21 protein-coding genes are annotated in these 23,981 nt (G+C 34.9%); 15 read left to right on the top strand and 6 right to left on the bottom strand.

The features are described 5' to 3' along the window. Positions 1-61 precede the first annotated feature (61 nt). The 8 genes from IEV85_RS09335 (at position 62) to IEV85_RS09300 (ending at position 10,988) form a co-directional block, all read left to right on the top strand. Positions 62-2,506: a WG repeat-containing protein gene (locus tag IEV85_RS09335; protein WP_188462587.1), complete on the top strand. Its 2,445-nt coding sequence runs from the start codon at positions 62-64 to the stop codon at positions 2,504-2,506. A gap of 153 nt (positions 2,507-2,659) precedes the next feature. Next, positions 2,660-3,289: a DUF2306 domain-containing protein gene (locus IEV85_RS09330; protein WP_188462585.1), complete on the top strand. Its 630-nt coding sequence runs from the start codon at positions 2,660-2,662 to the stop codon at positions 3,287-3,289. A 387-nt stretch (positions 3,290-3,676) separates the two neighbouring features. Next, the gene (locus tag IEV85_RS09325; RefSeq protein ID WP_188462583.1) at positions 3,677-4,651 is read left to right on the top strand and encodes an ion channel; all 975 of its coding nucleotides are present in this window, start codon (positions 3,677-3,679) and stop codon (positions 4,649-4,651) included. 272 nt (positions 4,652-4,923) lie between these two features. Continuing rightward, the gene (locus tag IEV85_RS09320; protein ID WP_188462581.1) at positions 4,924-7,368 is read left to right on the top strand and encodes a TonB-dependent receptor; all 2,445 of its coding nucleotides are present in this window, start codon (positions 4,924-4,926) and stop codon (positions 7,366-7,368) included. A gap of 11 nt (positions 7,369-7,379) precedes the next feature. Next, the gene (locus tag IEV85_RS09315; protein ID WP_188462580.1) at positions 7,380-8,615 is read left to right on the top strand and encodes a DUF4374 domain-containing protein; all 1,236 of its coding nucleotides are present in this window, start codon (positions 7,380-7,382) and stop codon (positions 8,613-8,615) included. Positions 8,616-8,711: 96 nt separating this feature from the next. After that, entirely contained in the window at positions 8,712-9,074 is a 363-nt protein-coding gene (locus IEV85_RS09310; protein WP_188462578.1) for a hypothetical protein, read from the top strand. A gap of 4 nt (positions 9,075-9,078) precedes the next feature. Continuing rightward, positions 9,079-9,390 carry a hypothetical protein gene (locus IEV85_RS09305; protein ID WP_188462576.1) on the top strand — a complete coding sequence of 104 codons (312 nt, stop codon included), beginning with the start codon at positions 9,079-9,081 and terminating at the stop codon, positions 9,388-9,390. Then, entirely contained in the window at positions 9,387-10,988 is a 1,602-nt protein-coding gene (locus tag IEV85_RS09300; protein WP_188462574.1) for a PepSY-associated TM helix domain-containing protein, read from the top strand. The genes IEV85_RS09305 and IEV85_RS09300 overlap by 4 nt, the downstream gene beginning before the upstream one ends. Positions 10,989-11,017: 29 nt before the next feature. Here the strand turns inward: IEV85_RS09300 and IEV85_RS09295 are convergent, their stop codons facing one another. From IEV85_RS09295 to IEV85_RS09285, 3 genes are all read right to left on the bottom strand, one after another. Further along, positions 11,018-12,220: a Gfo/Idh/MocA family oxidoreductase gene (locus IEV85_RS09295; RefSeq protein WP_188462572.1), complete on the bottom strand. Its 1,203-nt coding sequence runs from the start codon at positions 12,218-12,220 to the stop codon at positions 11,018-11,020. A gap of 162 nt (positions 12,221-12,382) precedes the next feature. Continuing rightward, entirely contained in the window at positions 12,383-13,417 is a 1,035-nt protein-coding gene (locus tag IEV85_RS09290; RefSeq protein ID WP_229712548.1) for a helix-turn-helix transcriptional regulator, read from the bottom strand. After that, the gene (locus tag IEV85_RS09285; RefSeq protein ID WP_188462570.1) at positions 13,414-13,956 is read right to left on the bottom strand and encodes a DinB family protein; all 543 of its coding nucleotides are present in this window, start codon (positions 13,954-13,956) and stop codon (positions 13,414-13,416) included. Before IEV85_RS09285 ends, IEV85_RS09290 begins: the two co-directional genes overlap by 4 nt. 241 nt (positions 13,957-14,197) lie before the next feature. On the opposite strand from IEV85_RS09285, the gene IEV85_RS09280 reads away from it, so the two are divergent. Then, entirely contained in the window at positions 14,198-14,695 is a 498-nt protein-coding gene (locus tag IEV85_RS09280; RefSeq protein WP_188462568.1) for a DinB family protein, read from the top strand. A 34-nt stretch (positions 14,696-14,729) separates the two neighbouring features. Here the strand turns inward: IEV85_RS09280 and IEV85_RS09275 are convergent, their stop codons facing one another. After that, positions 14,730-15,470, bottom strand: a complete 741-nt coding sequence (locus tag IEV85_RS09275; RefSeq protein WP_188462566.1) for a DUF3891 family protein — start codon at positions 15,468-15,470, stop codon at positions 14,730-14,732. A gap of 303 nt (positions 15,471-15,773) precedes the next feature. Here IEV85_RS09275 and IEV85_RS25065 point away from each other — a divergent pair, with 303 nt between their 5' ends. From IEV85_RS25065 to IEV85_RS09255, 5 genes are all read left to right on the top strand, one after another. Continuing rightward, positions 15,774-15,902, top strand: coding sequence for a hypothetical protein (locus IEV85_RS25065; protein WP_262892141.1), 129 nt, complete (start codon positions 15,774-15,776; stop codon positions 15,900-15,902). A 202-nt stretch (positions 15,903-16,104) separates the two neighbouring features. Next, positions 16,105-16,587: a DUF4293 domain-containing protein gene (locus IEV85_RS09270; protein ID WP_188462565.1), complete on the top strand. Its 483-nt coding sequence runs from the start codon at positions 16,105-16,107 to the stop codon at positions 16,585-16,587. 116 nt (positions 16,588-16,703) lie between these two features. Further along, a complete protein-coding gene (locus IEV85_RS09265; protein WP_188462563.1) occupies positions 16,704-18,674 on the top strand; it encodes a hypothetical protein in 1,971 nt (656 codons plus the stop codon). Next, positions 18,667-19,479, top strand: a complete 813-nt coding sequence (locus IEV85_RS09260; protein ID WP_188462561.1) for a DUF2490 domain-containing protein — start codon at positions 18,667-18,669, stop codon at positions 19,477-19,479. Before IEV85_RS09265 ends, IEV85_RS09260 begins: the two co-directional genes overlap by 8 nt. Positions 19,480-19,486: 7 nt before the next feature. Further along, the gene (locus IEV85_RS09255; RefSeq protein ID WP_188462558.1) at positions 19,487-20,386 is read left to right on the top strand and encodes an MORN repeat-containing protein; all 900 of its coding nucleotides are present in this window, start codon (positions 19,487-19,489) and stop codon (positions 20,384-20,386) included. A 34-nt stretch (positions 20,387-20,420) separates the two neighbouring features. On the opposite strand, the gene IEV85_RS09250 is transcribed toward IEV85_RS09255, so the two are convergent. Both IEV85_RS09250 and IEV85_RS09245 read right to left on the bottom strand, forming a co-directional pair. Next, positions 20,421-20,978, bottom strand: a complete 558-nt coding sequence (locus IEV85_RS09250) for a porin family protein (protein ID WP_188462556.1) — start codon at positions 20,976-20,978, stop codon at positions 20,421-20,423. A gap of 171 nt (positions 20,979-21,149) precedes the next feature. Next, the gene (locus IEV85_RS09245; protein ID WP_188462554.1) at positions 21,150-21,938 is read right to left on the bottom strand and encodes a DUF4197 family protein; all 789 of its coding nucleotides are present in this window, start codon (positions 21,936-21,938) and stop codon (positions 21,150-21,152) included. 130 nt (positions 21,939-22,068) lie between these two features. Between IEV85_RS09245 and htpG the strand changes: the two genes are divergently transcribed. Further along, positions 22,069-23,955: a molecular chaperone HtpG gene (htpG, locus tag IEV85_RS09240; RefSeq protein WP_188462551.1), complete on the top strand. Its 1,887-nt coding sequence runs from the start codon at positions 22,069-22,071 to the stop codon at positions 23,953-23,955. The last annotated feature ends 26 nt before the right edge of the window (positions 23,956-23,981 follow it).

Below are 23,981 nucleotides of genomic sequence, written 5' to 3'. Positions count from 1 at the left end.
AGTCTCTTGTATTTAGCGATTTGCCAATAAGTATGCTTTACTTATATTTAAACTTCCATAATTGAATAAAAGCACATTCCAGTATCAGTTTATGAAAAAATACTTGTTAATCTGTATTGCTTTCCCATTTTTATTATTTATTAGCTGTAAAAAGAGCCCTGAAACTAATAAAACGGAAGAAGTTAAAGCTATAGAAAATATAATCGAACTTGTGGATGAGGACACATCCTTCGTTTTGAAAAAATTTAATACCGAGCAAATATGGCCCTATAATAGAAATGGCAGGTGGGGATACATTAACAATGCTGATGAGTTTGTTATTAAACCCATTTTTGATGGTTGCGGATTTTTCGCAGAAGGTTTTGCATGGGTAAAAATAAATGGATCATATAAAATCATAAATAGTAAAGGAGATTATATAAGTGAATCAGCAACATTTGATGCTGTTGGTAAAGCAAAAGACGGTATAATACCCACAAAAAAAGGAAAGTTATGGGGAGCTGTTGATACTACCGCTAATCAAATAATTGATTACAATTATGAAGAGCTGAAAGTACTTGAAAAAGATCTAATATTAATTCGAAAAAATAGAAAGTGGGGTCTCATCAACAGTAACGGTAATGATATCTGCCTTCCTGTGTATGATAAAGAAATTATCTTTAAAGATGACCTTTCCATAGTTTCAAGAAACTATAGTGACGTAGGTATAATTAACAAACTAGGAAAAGAAATTGTAAAATGTCAATATGATAATGTAGAAATACTAAATGATTCCATATTCAAAATTGCAATAAAACAAGGCTACAATAAGAGGGTTTTCGGATTAATCATTAACGGGAAAGTTAAATTTCCTGAAGAATATAGCCGGATAGAATTTTTTCATGATAGCCTACTATTATTAACTAAGGATAGCCTTTCAGGTATCTTAAACATGAAAGGGGACACAATTCTACCTTTTAAATATAATGATCTCAAAGCAGGAAACACTAATCTTCTTGCTGCCAAAGCAGGCGAAAAATGGGGATATATAAATCTTAATAGTGATACTATAATCGATTTTCAATTTAGTGAAGCTGATGCATTTAAAGGTGAACTAGCAATAGTTTATCGTGGCCCGCACGATCGTTACAATTCAAAACCAGAAAATAGTTCTCTAATTAATTATAAAGGCGAGACGATACTTCCTTTCGAAAATACAAATCTAAAATTCTTATCAAATAACTTATTGATGAGGTCAAGGTATAATTACTCTATTAACCTATTTAATAAAAATGGTATTTCGATTGATTCAATTAATTATGACAGTGATCAATTCAATTCACCTTCAGATGTAATTACTGGCTATTTCGAGGATCCTATAGAGTTCTATAAATTCATTAACGGTTTTGCCATTATTGGTCATAATGGAAGAGTAGGAATGATTAATGAAGCAGGTGAAATAGTCATTCCATTGAAATATCATCACTTGGAACCTATGAACGAATATGGCTATACCAAGGCCCAGTATTTGGATAAATATGGTATAATTGATAGCGAAGGCAATGAAATAGTAGCAATTGGTTATGACAATATTGGTTATGATGATGAGTTTGGCCTCTTCTATTTACAAAAGTTAGATGATACTAATCCAAAGAAGAAACTAATTAACGAAGGATATTGGAAATATGACGGTGAACTCCTGAGTGATTCTCCATTAAAAACAGCAACAAAATATGATCTGGAAAACCAAATTAGTAAGATCAGACAAGCTTATAGCAGAATTGAAAATGAAAGCCGGAAAGCAAAGTTTTCAACCTATGAAATTCCAAATAGCAATATTTCTATAAAAGAGAATTATAATAAAATGATCGTAAACGATAAAAATAAAGGTTTAAGATATGAATATTTTTTCGACTCCAGCCTTAATAAATATGGCCCATTTTTCATTTTTAAAGTAGAAGGTTCAAAAGAAAACCGATATTATTTTGACCATGGAAGGATTATACGATGGCTTGATGAAGAAAAAAAAGACCGATTAATTTCTGATGCCATTTACTCTCCTGAACATGAAGAACATTTCAGAGCAAGAGAATTCAAAGCAATAATAGCAAACAAAGATATTAGAGAAAAATACGGTTTAGATATTATCAAAACTAATATTGACAGCCTCTGTGAATTAATTACATCTAACATTGCAAAAGGCATTTACAAAAAAGGTGATAGTAAAAGCAGGTCTATAGGTGAATATCAAACAACAAATGAAACTTATGTGGATTCTTTGCAAAATATCATGTATAAACTTGATGCAGGTTCAGATGAAGGAGGTAGCTCTAAGTTGGAAGAATTTTATTATAATGGAGAAATAATACGAGAATATTCTAATAAAAATTATTATGATAATTCAGATAATTTACCTGAAGCTCAATGGTTATCAGGACAATATGCTCTAACTAAGTATTATGATAAAGGTGATCTTATTTTTACAGAAAAAGAAAAGAATAGAGTCATGACTGTTTTAAAAAACTAATCAAAAAGAAAGAATGCATCAAGGAGATTATATACATAAGGACAATTGTGAGGAAGAATCAATGGAATTAAAATTATCTGTAATAGCATCATGAAAAATAGTTCGCTATAAAGCAACTAACATCTGCCGGTAGAGGCTACAACTAAAAAATAAATGAAAAGATTCTCGTGGACTGTATTATGTATTCTATCTGCCTTCGTAGGACTATATCCTGTCATATATTTTATGATTGACAGGAAATTTGGACTATTATCATCGAAAACGGCTGAACTTTTAAATGACAATTTATGGAATATTGGATTTTACGGACATATAGTTCCCGGAGGACTTGCTCTTTTAATAGGTTGGTTGCAGTTTAATAATAAATTAAGGAAGAAAAACGTAAAAATACATAGGGTAATCGGTAAAGCATATGTGATTTCAGTTTTAGTAAGTGGAATTTGCGGACTATATATTGCATTATTTGCAACTGGTGGAATCATTACCAAAATTGGCTTTTCTACCTTAGGAATTATTTGGTTAAGCACAACCATTTTGGGTTTTATAGCTATTAAAAAAGGGAATAGAGTAAAGCACGAAAACTACATGATATTTAGTTTTGCTGCTTGCTTTGCTGCAGTAACTTTAAGAGTTTGGCTTCCTGTTTTAACTAATGTTTTTGGAGAATTTATCCCGGCCTATAGAATAGTTTCCTGGCTATGTTGGGTACCAAATCTCATTATTGCCTATTTTATTGTGAGAAATAAAAACTCAAAATATAAAATGACTCCAAAGCAAATTTAATTTATTGAACCCATTAAGGCGGAAATTATCATTTTTATTTAATGAGAATGTAATCCATTAATTGAATGTAAATCCTTTTAATACATTGAACTCTGATCTATTGCACAAAACCACAATCGATTTCAAATTAGTCTAAGGACAACAAGATAGTATTCCCCTCTGGAAATATAATGTGTAATATGAGGTAATGTAAAATCTGTTGAAACAACATCTCATTTATAGAGGTGATATTAAAGGAGATATATAACAAAACCATCCATGATTGTGAGCCTCTCCGCAAATTATCTGCATAAGGCTCAACTCCCATTAAAAAGACCTCGTAAAATTTAACAACCTATATTCTCTCTTTTTATAAAAAATGATAGATAATATAAGAGAGCACTCTTTATGAATGAAAATTTCTCCCTTATTAGCGGAATCAGCATTTTAGCCATAGTAATGTATGATTTCTTTTACACTACAATGTCAGGAAGTGGGGCAGCAATGCTTACCCGCTTCTTTTCTCTCGTTAGCCATAAAATAATTAAGCTGGGTGTTAAGTTAATTGGTAGAAGTATTTTTAGCTACAGTGGATTGATTGTAAACCTTGTAGTTTTCAGTGCCTGGGTTATGATGGTATGGGTAGGCCTATACCTTGTCTACTCTTCTGATCAAGCCTCAATAGTGAGCTCCAGCGGGTTGGTAGCAACATCAACTGAAAGGTTTTACTTTGCTGGCTATACACTTTCCACTATGGGCCTGGGTGATTTTAAACCTATTTCACCATCATTTAAAATATTAACAAGTATCTTCTCTTTTTTTGGGTTTATATTCTTCACTACAGCAATGACCTATCTCATTTCGGTGTCCAATGCAGTTATCCATAAAAGATCATTGGCTTTAGCTATAAGAAACCTGGGCACCAACCCTGAAGAAGTAGCTAAAAATTTAGTAAATAAATCCCCCTCCTATTGTTACCAAAAGTTCTCCTCCTTACAGGAAATGATAGATACCCACACCGTAAACCACGAAGCTTACCCAGTACTTCATTATTATGGAAACGCAGATTATACCAGTTCATTTAGTATAAACCTTGCTTCTCTGGATGAAGCCATAAGCCAGATTTTAGGAGACATTACGCTAAAAGACTTTCATCTGGAAATAACGCCCCTAAGAAGTTCAATTAATCACCTCCTTCTGCATATGGAGCATAATTTTCACAGAACTTTAGATAAAGACGTAGCTCCTGACTTCCCACTGCCCAAGCCTAATAAGTATCTTATTGACCCTTTAGAAAATGACATGTTATTACAACATAGAAGAAGCATAATAGGCGGCCTTTTAAAAAATGAAGGTTTTAGATGGAAGGATGTTTATTCATGATTGCCGGTTTTCCTTAACTGAAACAAGTAATTAATTCGCGCTTTCAATTTCAACACATTGCATGGTTAAAGTACTGACTTACAATCTTTATACTTAACCCAATCATTATATAGCTTTCAATAAGTGATTATTTTTATTTAAACTTATTCTAAATAATTTGCTTCTTATCTGGAATGATTCTAGATTTACCCTAAATTAGAATCAATCTACATAGCGAGAGTAGTGATTCAATTGTATCTCCGAATAAAGTCAATAGAGAATTCACTGGTTGAATGGAAAAAAACAATTACGTACAAAATGCTTTCAATGCTCTTGGAAACCAAAAATTATCAGAAAATCAACACCTACCCAGAATAACACTTTTGGTAATGCTGTTCTCTCTTTTTGCCTTCTCTCTTGAGGCCCAAACAACCAAATCTGTAATAAGTGGTACTGTAAAAGACTCAAACGGAGAGGTTATACCCTTTAGCACTATAGTCATTGAAAAGCTTGAGCTTGGAACAGTAGCAGATTTTGAAGGCAATTTTATTTTGGAAAATGTTCCCACAGGATACCACCTGTTAACAATCCGTTCTATCGGATACACTACCTTAACAGAAAAAATTTCAGTTAAAGAAAATGAAAATACCCAACTACATTTTACATTAACTAAAGATTTACAAGAATTAAAAGAAGTACAGGTAAGAGGCAAATCAGAGGCTACTAAAATAAGAGAACAATCATACGCTGTCTCCTCGATAGATACTAAACCATTACAAAACTTAAACCTGGATGTAAATCAAGTATTAGGAAAAGTATCTGGTGTGAGAATTCGTGAAACAGGTGGACTGGGGTCACGTTTCGATTTTTCCTTAAACGGATTTAATGGAAATCAAGTGAGGTTTTTCTTAGATGGAATACCCATGGAAAACTTCGGTTCATCCCTTACTCTAAACAATTTGCCCATTAATGTAGCAAAACGCATAGAAATATATAAGGGGGTTGTTCCTGTCTGGCTAGGCTCCGATGCATTAGGTGGCGCAGTCAATATTGTTACCAATCAGGATATAGGTACCTACCTTGATGCTTCTTATACATTCGGGTCCTTCAATACACACAGGTCAGCATTAAGTGGTGGTTATACCAATGATAAAACAGGTTTTACTGTAAGAGCTAATCTATTCCAGAACTATTCTGATAACTCATATAAAGTAACAGTAAATAAAAAAGAAGGATCTGTTATTTTAAAAGATAAAGTGGAAGTGGAACGCTTTCATGATGCGTATGATTCTAAATCCGGAATTATAGATATAGGCCTTGTAAACAAAAAATTTGCGGATCAGCTTTTGGTAGGGGTTATTTTATCAGAAAGTGAAAAAGAACAGCAAACCGGGGCCACCATGGAAAAAGTATATGGCATGCGGAAGCAAATAAGCAGTACCATAATGCCAACTTTTCGCTATAAAAAATCCGATCTCTTGATTAAGGGTTTAGAGTTAAATGGTTTTGCCTCTTATAACTTTGGCTATACACAAACTATTGATACCACATCAAGAACTTACTTTTGGGATGGTTCATACGTAGAAAAAGCCGACCCCACTGATGGTGAATTAAACAGGACACTTTATAAATTCACAGATAATGCATTTATAGCCAGAGGTAACCTCAGCTACCTCATGAATGAAAACCATTCTGTAGTACTCAATTATACAACCAACCAAGTCAACAGAAAAGGATCTGATGCCGCCAACCCACTTGAAATTTCCAATAAAGAACCCAAAATATTAACGAAAACTGTAGTTGGACTGGGGTATAAATTTGACTGGGATGAAAGAGTAACCTTATCTCTATTTGCCAAAAACTACATACTAGGTGGAGAAACTTATTATACTGACAATATTTATAGTAACCCTGAAAGGGTTAAACGTAACCTGGAACAATCCTACATGGGTTATGGAACAGCTTTTTCCTATTTGCTTCCTACAATTAATCTCAGGTTTAAGGGGTCAGTAGAAAAAGCTTATAGAATGCCTGAATCAAATGAGCTTTTTGGAGATGGCGCCAATCTTCGGGGAAATGTATTGCTGCAACCGGAAGAAGGCATGAACTATAACATAGGTGCCCTTTATGAATTCAATATCGCAGCTATCCACAGAATTAATTTAGAAGCGAACTACCTTAAACGAGATATTGAAAGATTTATCAGGGCCAGTGTAGGTAGTTCCGATCCTACTTCTTCCTTCACAAATGAAGATGCCGTTGAAGTTTTTGGTGTAGAAGGAAGTGTGGGGTATACTTATAAATCCTTACTAAGGATCAACGCAAATGCTACATACCAAACTCAGAGAGACAATGCTAAATATCTTGATGGTAAAATTAACCCTCACTATCAGGATCAAGTGCCAAACCAACCCTATTTATTTGCTAATACCAATGCTACTATCAGTTTTAACGAAGTAATAATGGGGAGTGACAGGCTCGGCATTAGTTATGGAGCCAGCTTTTTTGAGGAATATTTTCTCTTTTGGGAAAGCGATGGCAACAGCAAAGATAAAAAAACGATACCTCGACAATTTACCCATAACATTGACTTTAGTTACTCCCTACAAAATGGAAAATATAATATGTCTTTAAGCTGTAACAATCTGTTTGATGCGGAGCTCTATGACAATTTTAAGTTACAAAAGCCAGGCAGGGCATTCTATTTAAAAGTCAGATATTTTTTTAAAAACAAATAAACCATATACAAATGAGAAACAATACAATTTGGAAGCTATCAGTAAGCTTACTGATAATAGCATTTACAGTAAGTTCATGTAAAGATGACGATTTAGGGCCTGATAATGACACTGGTGCCTATACATTAGCACTTCGATCAACAGGAAGTAGTGATGTTTCTACAGACTACTTAGTAATGGAAGGTGAATTGATGCAGGGGGAAATTTCATTAATTGGCAGAGGAATTGAGCAATCGGGATATCACTTTTATCAACAAACCGGACCTTATTTAACCACTATTACATACACTGATGCAAATGTAGCAACTGTTTATAAATTAAATGAGGAAAAAGCTTTAGAAAAACACATCCAATTTACTATGGGTAGAACCCATTTGTTCCACCCGGTAGATGATAGAAACTTTATTGCAATGAATATTCCAAGAGGGGGGTCGGAAAACGCTGTATTTTACCAGGTAAATGCTGAAACAGGACAAGTTACTGAAACAGCCACAAGTGTTTTCACGCCAACAAGAGGTTCAGGTGAACAAGCTTACTTTTCAGGCATGACAATTAGGGGGAATAAATTATTTGTTCCTTTTTTCCAAATTGCTGCAAGTGATTTTTCTTCTACACAAACAGATTCAGCTTATGTTGCCATCTATTCTTATCCGGATCTTTCTTATGAAGGTGTGATAACTGACCCAAGAACAGGACCTATTGGCGCTTATGCTGCCCAAGGCCATATTTTCACTACAGAAAATAATGATATTTATACTGTTTCTCCCACAGCCATAGCTGCAGGTGCACCTCAGGAAACACGTCCTTCAGGTATTTTAAGAATAAAATCCGGTGAAGAAGTGTTTGATGAAGGTTACTTTTTTAATGTAGAGGAAAAAACAGGCGGCTATAAAATATGTAATGCCCAGTACATTGGTGACGATAAAGTATTGGCGAGTATTTTCAGCTTTGATAAAGATGCTTATACTGAAGATGACATGTGGAGTAGAAGAGATGTAAAACTAGCGATAATAGATGTAGTGGATCAAACAGTAAATTATATAAATGGTATTCCTGTGCATTATGGTGGTCCTACTGGCACATTTGCTAATCATATGGTTCAGGATAATGGTATGATTTATATTAAAATTACTAATAACGAAGGAATCTTTATTTACGAAATAGATCCACAGAACCTTACAGCAACCAAGGGAGCAGAAATCACTAATTCAGCTGCTGTTTATGGTTTATTCAAACTGGAGCAATAAAGTAATAAAGTAATAAAAGCTTGCCCGTTGCCTGGAGCAACGGGCAAATTAACTTTAAAATGAAACATAAGGAGAAGAATATAAAATTATCTGGCATTGTGCCACTTATTGTATAACTCTTTAGCAGATATGGCCACTCTTAGTTTACTCTTTATATTATCAGGTTTTTGGTTATTCTATCAAAGATCAAAGCGGGCGGAACTTCCAAAGCCCGGGAAATGGGAAGTTTATATTCGCCAAAATAAATATTGGGCAACATTAATAGGAATAAGTAATCTGGCAATTGGCTTTATATTTTGTTTAATGGTTTATGGTGTAGGCTCAGGAATCTTTGCCTACCTCATAAGCCTGGTAATGATAGCAAGCCTTGTTGTCATACTGGCTCCCTTAGGCTACATGAATAGATGGAGCATTGGGAGTATTTTACTTTTAGGTCTACTTCTGGAATTAACTTTATAATAATATGCCAGCCAATAAAAAACACCTCAGCCCTTCATTCCATCAGCGCTTTGCTAAAATAACTGCAGGCTTTATTGGTGGTTTTATGATTGTGGTTACATTCTTTCTGATCCTTGCCCATTTAATAGATCATCGGGTAGCACTATTCACGCTAAAGTTTGCAGGTTTTATAGTTTGGTGTGCATTCATGATTATCCCTTTTTTATTTAAAAATGGATGGAAAGCCTGGGCAGTGTATCTGGCTATTATTTTATTCTTATCAGCCATACTTTATTTTCTAATTCAAAACTCACCAATTTCTATTTCTTCATTATGAGTAATCGCATTTATAATGTCCTGTTTCATACCCATACAGTTAGTGGTCTGGTAATTAGTGTAGCCCTATTTGTTATATTTTTTGCAGGTTCCATCAGCTTTTTCAGAGATGATATTATTAACTGGGAACGTGAACAACCTATTAAGGAAAATTCACAAATGGACATTGATTTTAATACTGCTTTGGATTCTATAGCAGCTCGTAATAACTTAAGTGGACGAGATATTACAATACGCCAGATTCATCAGGAAAGAAGAGTAATGGTGAGCGCAACACCAAGCAAAGATACTACAGCTAATGAAGCTGATAAAAGCAGATTGTTTTTCTACCATGATCCGGCTACTCACGAAAATTACAGCTATTTTCAGGATTTCACTTTGGGTGAATTTATCTACCGTCTACACTTTTTTGCTCAAATCCCCTACCCCTATGGTTATCTTCTGTCTGGTTTTGTAGCTTTCTTTTTCCTTTTTGCTATTGTGACAGGAGTTATTGTACATTGGAAAAAAATAATCAGCAATTTCTACGTATTCAGACCCTGGGCTAAATTAAAGACTGTATGGACAGATGCTCATACCGCTTTAGGCTTAATAGGCTTGCCTTTTCAATTTATTTATGCAGTTACAGGAGCAGTGCTGATCATAGGAAGTTCTGTCATGCTAAGCCCTGTCACCTCATTATTATATGATGGAAATTCAGACAAAATGTTTGAAGATTTATCTACAAATGTTAAAGCATTCACCTACATGCATAAACCTCAATTTTATGAAGTAGATGTAAATGAATTGGTAGCAAAAGCAGAGCAAAATTGGGAAGGAGTATATGCATCACAAGTAGTTTTGCAAAATTACGGAGATGCCAGTATGCATGTGATAGTAGATGTAAAACCTGAAAATGATAAGCAGTTTGCAGGTTTAGGACAGGTAGCCTATAAAGCAGCTACAGGTGAAGTTGTATTTGAAAGAGATCCCTATAAAGAAACAACATATATAGCAGCTGTACAGGATTTCCTCATCAAGCTTCACTATGGAAACTTTGGAGGATACCCTTTAAAAATTATCTATTTCATATTTGGAATAATTACCTGTTTTGTCATCATTTCAGGTGTACTTATTTGGGTAGAAGCAAGGGATAAAAAAATCAACACTCCATTTAAAAGAAAAGCAAATCAATGGGTTGCTGCCATATTTTTAGCCATTTCATTAAGTATGTACCCGGTAACAGCATTTACTTTCTCGGTAGTTAAACTCTTTAAAGATGCTAATGACCCCCAACCTCATCTGTTAATTTTCAAAGCTTTTTTCATTAGTTGGTTAGTACTTTCCATTCTCTTCTCCGCTAAGAAAGATAACTATTTCACTAATAAGTATAGCTTATTATCAGGGAGCTTATTCGGCTTTATAGTGCCCTTTGCTAATGGATTGATAACAGGAAACTGGATCTGGAAGACTTTCAATGAACAACAACTACAGATTTTTGTAGTAGATGCCTTTTGGCTGATTACTTCTATTATAAGTTTATTAGTATTTTTTAAATTAAAGCCTAAAGCAAAGCAAAATCAACCAAAAGCAGTTAAAGCAGAATATTTGGCAAAATAAATTGTTCCTTCAACTAAAAAAAACGACCATTATTTTCCTTTAATTCTCCAATCCAGCATTTTTTTGCGCTGGTCTATTTGTATCTTTTTGCCAGTATCAGCGGCTTCATAGATGGCATAGATAATATGTACGTCCCTTAAACCCATTTCTCCGGGAACAGGCGTTTTTTTGTCATTGATAATACAGTCTGCAAAGTCATCCATCTGCAAAGCCTGCTGATTCACCTGCTTGTAATCAATGTCTCCTTTACTGGTATCTCCTTCTATTCCACTGTAGGAATAAGCCGGACTTAATTCGAACCACTCGTCTTTATTGGTTTCCGCACGTAGCAAATTTAAATTTTCTGCATAACTGGTTTTGCAATCAGCTACCGTTCCATCGGCAAATTGCAATTGCCAATCAATTCCCTGCTCTACCTCATCAAATTTCTCTTTATTATCTACTTCATGGTATTTTGCGGTAACAGAAACAGGCATTTCACCTTTTGTATAAATAGCACCCTGGATACAGTAAATCCCCACATCTGTTAATGGTCCTCCGCCAGATAGTTTCTTATCTAACCGCCAGCCTCCGTGGCCTATTCTGAAGCCATCTTCAGCAGTTATGCTTTGTACCTCACCATATACTTCTTTTTGTCCCAGCCTCATCACTTCTAAATTATGTGGTTCAAAATGTAGGCGGTAGCCAATGGAGAGCTTCACCCCTGCTTTATTACAAGCATCTATCATACGCTGGCAATCTGCTACCGAAGTAGCCATAGGTTTTTCACTAATTACATGCTTTCCTGTTTCAGCAGCTTTTATTGCGTATTCCGCATGCATTCCATTTGGCAAAACAATGTATATAATATCAATATCATCATTTCCTTTGATGGTCCCGAAGTTTTCATAATTGTAAATATTCTTATCAGCAATATTGTATTTTCTCTTCCATTCAGGAATCTTTTCAGGTGAACCTGTTACAATCCCTGAGAGTTTACAGAGCTTAGTTTCCTGCAATGCAGGTGCCAATTGGCCGGTACTGTAGCCTCCAAGCCCCACGAGTGCAACGCCTAGTTTTTCTCCATTTTGAAGTTTTTGCATAGTTTTTTCTGAGGGCTGAATACTTCTGTTACCCGCAAAAGAGGATAGACCGTGCAAGCCTAATGTGGTGGCTCCTATGCCCATAGATAGTTGACGAATAAACTGACGCCTGCCGTTGGAGCTGTGTAAGGGAGATCTGTGCTTTTTCATGGTGCTGGTAGTTTTGATAAAATTTTAGTTGAAACTGATAACTAATTTAAATGTCTTTACAGTTAAATTGTTACACAAGAAGCTGATTTTCTTCTAATTATAAGAAAAGAAATGCATAGTTCAAAATAGGAAAGCATGTGGAAAAGATGCAGTCAAAGTCTTTTAGCTATTGAGCTTCAATTCAGTCTCTTTTAAAAGTTTTCTGACTTGCTCTTTTAAACTTTCGGGCTCAAGAATAGTAGCATATTGCCCAAACATCAGGAACCATCTGGGAAAGCTGTGCTCTGCATCAATAGTAAGAAAAGTCATCTCTACATTATCTCCAACCACCTTTTCAGAAATAAATCCATAATACTTCTTGTCATTCTTTAGGTGCCTGGCAGTCCTTTTCTCCACAAGAATCCGCACTAAAACTCTTTCACAACTCTGCTCCTGCTCCTGCTTTCTATGTTCGTCAATGGTTCCATGAGCAAGTGTAAAAGCCTCCTTTGTTTTAGTAATGGCATGAATTCTATCTGTTCGGAACTGACGGTAATCTTTTCTTAAATGGCAATAGGCCCATACATACCAAAAATTATTTTCATGGAAAATACCTACAGGTTCAATTAGTCTCTCAGAACTTTTTTCTGCCTGAATGGACTGGTATCGAAGAACTACCTGCTTTTTATCTACAATACTTTCAAAAAGCAATTCCAGTGCATTGGGGATTTTTTCATTAAAGAGGGGTTGAGCCGGATTAATCATCACCTGAGATTCCAGCATAGAAATCCAGTCTTTCTCACTTCCTCTTAATACTGACTTTACTTTAAACATGGCAGAAGCAAAATAAGCTCCCAACGACTTGTCCGTAAACTTCTCCATCAATTTTTCCGCAGCCACAAAGCTTCCCGCTTCCTCTTTGGTAAACATGACAGGTGGTAATCGGTAGCCATCCATCAATGTGTAGCCCACTCCAGCCTCACTACAAATTGGCACACCACAGGATTCCAGGGTTCTGATATCTCTGTAAACTGTTCTCAGGCTCACTTCAAATCTATCTGCTAATTCCTGTGCTTTAACCACTCTTTTGGATTGCAAGTGAATAAAAATAGCAATAATTCTGTCAAAGCGTTTAAAAGTGTCGATACTCATAGCAGAATCTAAAATGTTTAAAAAGAAGCCTTGTAACTGCTTAAGGCTTCTACCAAATTTAGTCATCCTTTTACTTGAAGCAAATAAAAATTAAAATCTGTCATGGGCGCATCAGTAAAACCTAAATTTCTGCCAATGGTGATAATCTGCCCTCTGTGATAGGTACTGTGGTTCATACAATGTTGAATAAGCTCATAACGTGGTTGAATTGACTCGAACCATGGAGAAACAGTTGACACTTCCTCTAGTAAAGCTGCATCATCATAATTTTCAATTATACTGGCCATTACACCCGATTGATCTATAATGCTATCGAAAACCTGGCAAATTCCACATTTACTGTCATACAATTCCAGCAAATCCAGGTCTTCCGTTTCTTCCTGCCGTTGAAGGATATTACTTAGCCAAAATTGCTGTGTTTCTTTAATATGAAGAATTGTTTTTCTGATACTTGAAAAACTTGAAGGTATTTCTGTATCCATCAGTTCTTCAGGTTTAGTGATTAACCAATCGGCTAATTGCTTATTTGCCCAATAATTATAATTAGCAAAATCAACTACTAATGTCTGAAATGCTCTTTTCTCTGCTGTTTTTACTATTTCCATTGTTGATGAGTTTCAGTTTATCACAAATAAACAGCCTTTAAATGACAGCCTTATGTCAGTAGCAAAAGACGAAGTAGAAAAATAATTAGCTAACATACCAGATTGATAACTGAGAGCTATTTCATTTCTGATTTACAAGAATTTTAATTTATTACCTGTCCAGATTTACTGCTGACAATAGGCTGTCACCACCCTGTTCTACTTTTGTTTAAAACATTTTAACACACAAACTTTTTTAATCATGAACACCAACACAGCAGAAAAACCCGGAACAGCTCAGATCATCAGCCCTGAAGAACTTCTAAACCACTGGCAAGGACATAGAGCACTTACAAGAAGAGTGATAGAGGCTTTTCCAGAAGAAAAATTCTTCAATTATTCCATTGGTGGTATGCGTACTTTTGCAGAAATGACCATGGAACTTTTGGCTATTGCTACACCCGGACTCCGTGAAATAGTAAGTGGAAGTACTTCTGAATTGAAGGAACATTTTGATCATGGTAACAGCAAGGCCAAAATGCTCTCCCTTTGGGATGAAAGCACTGAAGAAATTAATCGATTATGGAATCAATTGAAGCCAAATCGTTTTCATGAAACAATTAAAGCATTTGGCGCATATGAGGGAACAGTTCAATCATCAATTCTATATTTTATAGACAATGAAATTCACCACAGAGGACAGGGATATGTCTATTTAAGATCATTAGGAATAGAACCACCTGCTTTCTGGGAAAGATAATAGAACGATTGAGAAGACAGAAGACCGGGGAGGATTACTTTCCGGCTTCTTTAACAATTCTGATCATTTTATTCTCAACCGGTACTGAACGAAAAACTTTCAGGAATTCAGCATTATTCTTAAAAGCAAGCTGATCCAATAGCCTTACTTCATAATTTACAATAAAACTATCTTCTTCAAACGGCCATGGATACACTACAATATGCTTATTAGGATTTTGATAAAGCTCAAACATTTTACCATCCGGCCCTTTGCTAATTTCTAATCTTCTACCCTCAGGTGGAAGTTTCTGCTCGCATATCAGTAGGGAAAATGCATCACATAGCTCCAGCAACCGGTAACTTTTATCTACATCTTTTCGGGTACAACCAGCCTGCTTCAGCCATACTTTTTCCTTTTTCTTCAGCTTTTCACAGTAAGATTGAGCCTCCTTTTCGCCCTCATACAAAAAGTGAATATGCTTTGCAATTAACAAAGTGATATAAAGCCCTTTTGTAATGGCCATTTTCAATAGATTATCACAATATTCAGGATCAAAGTTCCCCCTCCTGTGGCTTTTCATTTTATAATCTTTAGGACCTCCATTTTCTTCCAGGAGGTCCTCCTTATCTAATTCATTATGAGCATCATCATGTTCTGTGGTGGCTATTAAAGTATCGAACCACCGGGGAGGTCGGTTCTCTTTCTTCCATTGAGCACAAATTTGACCGGCTAAAAGGCCATGGGAACGCTGGGTGATGATCTCCCATCCTTCAGCAGTGTGATTGACTATCATGTAGTTAAAGTTTAATTAAAAATAACGGGGTTGATTTCAGCAGGTTTGCGATTTATACCGAAACCGAATGGATAGGTTGTAGTGATCATTATGAAAAGACTGTCCTCTGAAAATTTTTAACTAAAAACTACTATTCTGTCAGCAATGAGAGGAACACGCAGAGTGCATGTTGAGAAGGACTAACCGATTCCTGAAATCCACCACCCTCAGGATGCTTGTATTAAAGTGACCAGGTATTTGCATTTGTGGTTCAGCTATTCATTTGTATAATGGCTTCCGGATTAAGTGGTAGAATCAGGCGTTATGCATTCAAGCAAAGTGTCCGAAAAAGGATGGGCTGCTCAGTGGAAATATGACAGGCCTTCTCTTACCAAAAAAAAGGCAGTTGGAGCTGTGCTTGCGCACGGTTTAGTTATTTTACTTTCAAGGTGAAAGCGTTAAATCAATACTTGCATATACTTTTATTGATAAGCCCCTGAAACTATTTTTCAGGAGTTTATTTATTTTAACATAGTTCACATTTATTGGCAAATGCTAATCCATTTTATAGATATACCCCCAATCATTTAAGGTTTTTACAATTACCTACAAAAAAAATTCTTCTATCTTTGTGGCTTAAATAAATTCCTAATCCATGATTCAAAGAATTCAAACTGTATTTTTATTGCTCGTTGGCATTGCTATGCTGGTCTTTTTATTCGCCCCAATTTGGCAAAAACAGGAAATTAATACCGCAGTTTCTTATACTCAAACTGCATTTTATATGGAAAAAGTGACTATCGAAGAAGAAGGTGTTCAAAATACATTCATGCCCTATGCTATCCCCGGTATTTTAGGAATTATTTCAGTTTGCATAGCTTTCATCACTATTGGATTATATAAAAAAAGGATGAAGCAAATTATTCTCTGCGCTGTTAATTCAATAGTGATTGGAGTGGCATTGGGTTTATCTGCTTATTGGGCAACGCAGGCTGAAAGTAATATTTTACAGGATATTCAGGGTGGTTATCAGTATGGACTATTTCTCCCTGCTATTGCCATTGTTTTCAATTCTTTGGCCGGACGATTTATCAGAAAAGATGAAAGACTGGTTCGCTCAATGGATAGATTGAGATAAAACTTTCATTTATCATAAGGTTGGTATAACATAGTTTATCTATAATATCTATTCCTTTTCCTTCTGATCAATAAATTATAGTTTTGTACAACTATTATTTAAAAATATTGATTAAAATGACAGCTAAATTAAATATGATCCATCCGAAAAAAGCTGTATTTCTCTTTTTAGCTGTTTTGATGGGGAGTGTTTCTGCTGTTGCCCAAAAGAATTTTCAGTACGATAGTATTTATAACACTTCCAAAGTTTCATACAATACCTATTTTGAATATTATCTAAAGAAAAGCGACACAATATTTCATGGTCCTTTCACTCTACATGAGGAACATACTAAAGCTGACAGCACCTACTCATTTGTAGAGAAGAAAGGTCAATATATCCATGACGTTCCCGATCAGAAATGGAAAATGTTACTAGGTGAATTTAAACTTACTGAAGAAGGAAACTACAATAAGTATGGATACACTTTTAAAGTGAATGGTGAGGAAACTGAACTGAACGGATCCTTTGAAAAAGGAAAGAAAAATGGCTTATGGGAATTGTATCAAAAAAAAATTGTAAAATCTGAAATTCAGGATACTCTCCTATTCGCAACGCTGTCATATTCAGATGATACGCCTGTTGGAACAATTAAATTTGGAACAACAAATACATTTGCCGTGGGAAATTTGAATAATTCAGGTTTTCCGATAGAAAAATGGTCTCTTTACTCTCAAAATTCATCAGGAAAAAGCTCATTAATTGAAGAATGGGTTTTCAATAATATGAGGCTTGTACAGCTTAATATGATGAAGGGCAATAATGAAATCACTTTCGAAATAGAGCCTAAATTTAATAATGACTTTTTAATAGAAGATATATCTATTACAAAAGACTATCTGGAAATAATTAGTTTACAATCATCCCTTAATAACCCTAAACAGCATGATTTATATAACCCACAACAGCTAAACGAATTACTAAGTCTTGTAATTAATAAATTCGATGACTTTAGTTCAGTCTCTCAGTCCAGATTGGCTTCTCACCTTAATATAAATATTAAAGCTAAGATAAAAGCATCGCCTTTAGAAAAAGTTGAAATAGAAAATATTGAAGAAGTATCCATCTTATATAAAGAAACCAATAGTTTACTTAACAGAATATTAAATAACCCTACTATAGCGAAAGCAAATAAATTCTCTGAAGAGGTTTTGTTATTAAAAAACGCTTTAAGAATGATTCAGGAGGATTATCTGCAACCTATAAAAGGTATATTAACTTTACACGATAAGAGCAGGCTGAAGTATTTCAATAGAGAACTTCTTTTGCAGAATTGGTTGCAACTTCCTGATGAGAATATTGTACAAAATGTGTCATGGAAAGATACCACTTACACTAGCTATACTTTTAATGAGCCGTATGATAAGGAAATTCACAATTTTAAAGATGTGGCAGAACTTACTGAATCTATTCTTAATGAGGTAAATTATATCAATTTGCAATTTCAAGAATACATTTCTGAGTACAAGCAAGAAAAGAGGCTTGTCGCGTTGGAAAGCAAATTAAATCAAACCTATGAACATGTTGATTCTTTAATAGATTCATTAATTCATATACAGCATGAAAGTTTGGCTGGTTTCAATGTACAAAGTCAGCTTTTAAATTTCACAGAAGAACTTCTTTATGAATATAATGAATTGGAAACTAATGAAAAGAAAAAGGCAGTTGACCCATTAATTGACTGTTTTGAAAAACTAGAAAAGTTAATATTAGCGATACAGCATAGTCCGCAAAAAACAGCTACCATCCGAGGAAGCTATACAAAGCAAACCTTTAACCCTTATACCTTCACCAACATGGAGGAAAGAATTAAACCTGAAATCTTCCGGGTATTTAATAACATTTTATTGCCAGCCATTTTTGAAGAACTGAAAGAAATTAACTGTGATAACATAGAAAGAAGCACATTAAATTTCCAGAATTTATTTGATAAAATTATGGCTCTTCTGGATGAGAGAACTGACAGTATAGAAAGACAACTAAAAAGAGTAAAGCAGCCACAAAAAGCCAATGAAATATTAGCCACAGGACTAAAATTAAATGATTAACGCTTGTATAAAAATATCCTTAATAGCTCTGCTGTCATTTTCCAGCTACTTTGTAACCGGGCAGGAATTGGAGTCTTCTTTTGATGATTTGGAAACCAATCTATGGTTTAGTTCTTACAACAAGTTTAGAATTTCCGATAAATTATTTTGGGCAGCTGAAATGCATTACCGAAGAATAGGCTCTGCTGAAAACAGACCTTTTATTGACCGAATGGCTCAGATATACAATAGGCATGGGATTAATTATGTGCATTCCCCAAAATTCAATATTACTGTAGGAGGTGTTTTAAGACTTGATTTTACACCTGAACCTGGAAATGAAGAGCTGAAGCCACTAATAATTGAACCAAGGATTTGGCATCAATATCTTTTTGTAATGCCATTTTCTCGCTTTATGCTTTACCACAGAATAAGAATTGAGCATAGATGGAGTACAAACCACCGGCCCGATTCGGAATGGCTATTCAGAAATAGATGGAGATACAGCATCTATGCTAAAATCCCCCTTAACAATCCACAATTAGTTCCTGGTACAGTATATTTTTCTCCGAGCGTGGAGTTAATTCTGCAAACAGGTAAGCCTGTAGTGGGTAGCTTTATCGAGGATTTCAGATTATACGGAAACTTCGGCTACATAGTAAGTCCAAGAGTAAGTGCCTCTATGGGATTAATGTATACAACAGGCCAAAAAACCAGCGATCCAACTTTATACAGGAGAAGATACATTTTGAGAGTAAGTACATATATCTCTCTCGACTTCAGGAAAAAAGAAAGAAAAATCCCTGCTATTAAACTTTCAGATTGACAAAATTATGAATTTTAATAAAAAACGATTTACACTAGGTATAGCGGTAATCTTAATTATCCTTCTTGTAATTATTTCTTATACAGCTATTAAAACAAGCAAATTCAAAAATGAATTAGCTACAAAGACTGAGACTATTTCAAACTTGAAAAAGGATATGGAATTTCTAAAGAAAAAGTCTTTAGCAGATGAATTATTTATCAGTGGAAAATATGATTCCGCCCGATTAATTTACAATTCTCTCGCATATTTTTTAGATGAGGATTCATTGTGGTCTAATAGAAAATCCAGAATTAAAGAGTTCAGACAGTTAAAATTTGCCATTGATAGCTTAATTAGCTTTGATTCACAAAAACTTACGCAAGCTGAATTGATGAAAAATATTGAACTCCAGCTGTTAAAAACCGGTTTGGAAGACTCAACAAATTCTATAGTAGCGGCACAGGAGGCTGATAAAAAAGCACTTGAAAAAGAATTGCTGACTATAAAAAATTCATTTGAGACCAGCCCTAAGCTAAAAGAATTTTCCTTTTATAGCTTAAGCGGCACAGAAATCACTTACTTCGGGCAAACCCAAAATGAAATGGCAAATGGTAAAGGTATGGGGTATTACCAAACCGGAAGCGTTTACGTAGGACAGTGGAAATCTAATTTAAAGCATGGAAAGGGTACTTATAAATGGATAGATGGCCAAATGTATGAAGGTGAGTATGTAAATGATAAGAGATCAGGTGAAGGAACCTATTATTGGAGCAAAGGTGAAAAATATAAAGGAAATTGGGAAAACGATAAAAGGAATGGTTTCGGAATATTATACGACAAAGATAATAATATAAAACTTCAAGGGGAATGGAAGAATGATGAATTAATAAAATCAACCTCCCCTGATAAAGCAAATCAGCAGTAAATCAGTTAGATAATTCCCATGATTAAGATAAAACTCAATCCTTTTTCTTTCTGTTTGAAAAAGGATTAAGGTCACTTAAATTATCTATTTTTATTCTACAATAAATCTGAGCAACCATCAACAGGGGTAAATCTTTATTTGTCGCAAAATCATTAGTATATGACTGCAGTGGAACAAAACTGTGATTATACCTACCTCCTATAATGAAAGATTCTCTAAGATTATATTCAATGCCAAAAAGAGTAGAATAATCCATGCTTGCTACCTCACCCCAAAGATTTTTTGCAGACTCCTCAGAGCGAAAATTCCCGCCCAGGAACAAACTGGGCTGGAACCCAAGATTTAGATTCACTTTTTGACCAATATAAATACCGAACATTATGGGAACATCAAGATAGAATAAATTTAAATTCCTCAAATTTTCGGTGCTCCAATTATGAGATCCTTTCTGGCTTACAAGCAGCTCAAGTTGAAAATAAGGTTGCTCCTCAAATCCAAATTGTTTGTAAAACCCTGCCTGAAAACCGGGAATAAAACTTCCACTTCCCTGCCCATTTACTGTACTTATTGTAACACCTCCTTTAAAGCCCATGTTCTGGCTAAATAAACTCTGAGTACTGATTGTAAATATTATTAATAAAAAAATAGGAGTAAACCTGACCATAGCCCTATTCATAATAAAACATTAATTATTAGTGAATCGAATAAAAATACAGTTGAATAAGAAATCCGCAATTCCAATGAAGGAAAAAACCTCTATAAATCAACTACCAAACACCTTCTTTAAGATAGCATTTATTCTAGCTGCCGGGTTTTCTCTTATTTGTTTTTCTTCTACAGCTATTTTATGAAAAACTCCATCTAAAGCGCGCTGAGTTACAAATGTAGAAAGGTCACTTTCTTTTATTGGACTTAATTTTAGAGCATTTATAACATCAGCTTTTTCCACATCATTGTATGATTTTACAAATTGACTATAAATTGCTTCACTACTCTTATTAAAAACAATGGGCTGGCTCAGCACACTTTTAATATCCGGTTTAAAAGCAGACACTAACTGGTTAAAAGTTTTATTTTTCAGGTATAAGGTGGCGGCATCATCTGCTCCTCGCAAAATATTAAATCCGTCCTGAATTGTCATTCCTTTAATAGCATTTATGAAAATAGGCTTGGCCTTAATGGCAGCTTTTTCAGCGGCCCTGTTCAAACTCACAATCATATCTTGTTCAATATCTTTTATCACATTGTCGTACACCTTTCTGCCGGCAGAAGTAGATTTAAGTTGCGTAATAGCTGAATTGATTTCTGCAGGTAATAAAATTTTAATCGCTGCGTCTTTTAAATAGCCATCTACTTTAGATACTGTTTTCACTCCGGAGTTTGTGCCTACCTCAAGGGCAGATTTCAATCCTTGTATTACTTCTGATTCTGTTAAACCTGTGCTGGTATCAATTCCGTAATCTTTAGCAACCTGCTTCACCACATCGCATGACTGGAAGGGAAGAAATAATAACAGAGTTAACAGGCTAAATAATGTGTTTCTGACTTTCATATCGGTAAATTTTACATACAATTTCCACAACTTACAAAAATTCTGCCAAGCTGGCAGTTATCGGACTTAAAGATAGTAATGGAATAACTATTGATAAACCAAAGATGATAAAATAAAACTGAAAACTATTATGCAAGAAAAAGGAACTATTTCAATTCATTCGGAAAACATATTTCCTATCATCAAAAAATTTCTGTATTCCGATCATGAAGTTTTTCTAAGAGAGCTGGTTTCCAATGCCGTTGATGCCACACAGAAGATAAAAAGTTTATCAGCATTAGGAGAATATACCGGTGAACTGGGTGATACTTCTATTGAAATTAAAATCAATAAAAAGAAAAAGACTTTGCATGTAATTGACCGAGGAATCGGGATGACAGGCGAAGAGATCAAAAAATATATTAACCAGATCGCTTTCTCAGGAGCTACTGAATTTGTAGAAAAATACAAAGAGAAAGGTGAAGGTTCCGGTATTATCGGGCATTTTGGATTAGGTTTCTATTCTGCTTTTATGGTGGCCAGCAAAGTGGAAATCAAATCACTTTCAAGAGAAGAAGGAGCCAAACCTGCTCACTGGATTTGCGATGGTAGCACAGAGTTTGAATTAACAGAAGGTGACAAAAAGGAACGTGGTTCTGAAGTAATCCTCCATATTAATGATGATTCCAAAGAATTTTTAGAGGATCACAGAGTGCGTGAAGTGCTGAACAAATACTGTAAGTTTTTACCAGTACCAATTATTTTTGGAGAGAAAGAAGAAACTATTAAAGAAGGTGAAGGAGACGATGCCAAAGAAAAGAAAGTTAAAAAACCTGATGTAATTAACAATCCTAATCCGCTATGGACCAAATCCCCGGCAGACTTAAAAGATGAAGACTACATCAATTTCTACAAAGAACTTTATCCGTTTAGCGAAGAACCTCTTTTCTGGATTCACCTTAATGTAGATTTTCCATTCAACTTAACCGGGATACTCTACTTCCCTAAAATCAAGAATGAACTGGAAATTCAGAAAAATAAAATACAATTATATTCAAGGCAGGTATTTATCACTGATGAAGTAAAAGACGTAGTACCTGAATTTTTAATGCTATTGCATGGTGTAATTGACTCTCCGGATATTCCTTTGAATGTTTCCAGAAGTTACTTGCAGGCTGATAGCAATGTTAAGAAAATCAATAGCCATATCACAAAAAAGGTGGCTGATAAATTATCAGATCTTTATAAAAGTGATAGAAAATCATTTGAAGATAAGTGGGAAAGCATTGGCTTATTCATTAAGTATGGAATGATGAGCGATGATAAGTTTTTTGACAAGGCTAAGAAATTCTGTTTGTTGAAGAGCATTAATCAGGATAAATACTTCACTTTAGATGAATACACAGAGCATGTAAAAACTAACCAGACTGATAAGGATGGTAATGTAAACTTCATTTATGCTACTAACCCTGCAAAGCAAGATGCCTTTATCACTTCAGCAGAAAGGAAATCATACGATGTGATTTTGTTGGACAGCCCAATTGATAGCCACTTCATTAATATGCTTGAGCAAAAGCTGGAGAAAACCAGTATGAAGCGTGTTGATGCAGACATTGTTGATAAACTGATTGACAAAGATGAGAAAAATGAGTTGGTGCTTTCAGATGAAGAAAAAGAGAAGTTGAAAAAGGTTTTTGAGGAAGCTGTTAACAATAAATCAATGACAATTGGCATAGAAGCATTGTCACCTGAGGAGTTACCTGTAACTATTACATTGCCTGAATTTATGAGAAGAATGAAAGATATGGCACAAACCGGTGGTGGCGGAATGCCATTTATGGGTAATATGCCGGATCAGTTTAACCTAACCATTAACGGGAATCATAAATTGGCAGGTAAAATCCTTAAAGAAACAGATGAAGCCAAACAAAAAGCGATTGCCAAGCAAGGGTATGATTTAGCTTTACTTTCTCAGAACATGTTAAATGGAAAAGATTTAACACAGTTTATTAGCAGAAGTGTGGAAATGATGGATTAAAAACTCAAGAATTTGGGAAGCTGGCG

The organism is Marivirga lumbricoides, from assembly GCF_014636295.1.
In the GTDB taxonomy this organism is placed as follows: domain Bacteria; phylum Bacteroidota; class Bacteroidia; order Cytophagales; family Cyclobacteriaceae; genus Marivirga; species Marivirga lumbricoides.
Note: the sequence above shows the minus strand (reverse complement) of the source record. Positions and strands in the feature narration are given on the sequence as shown.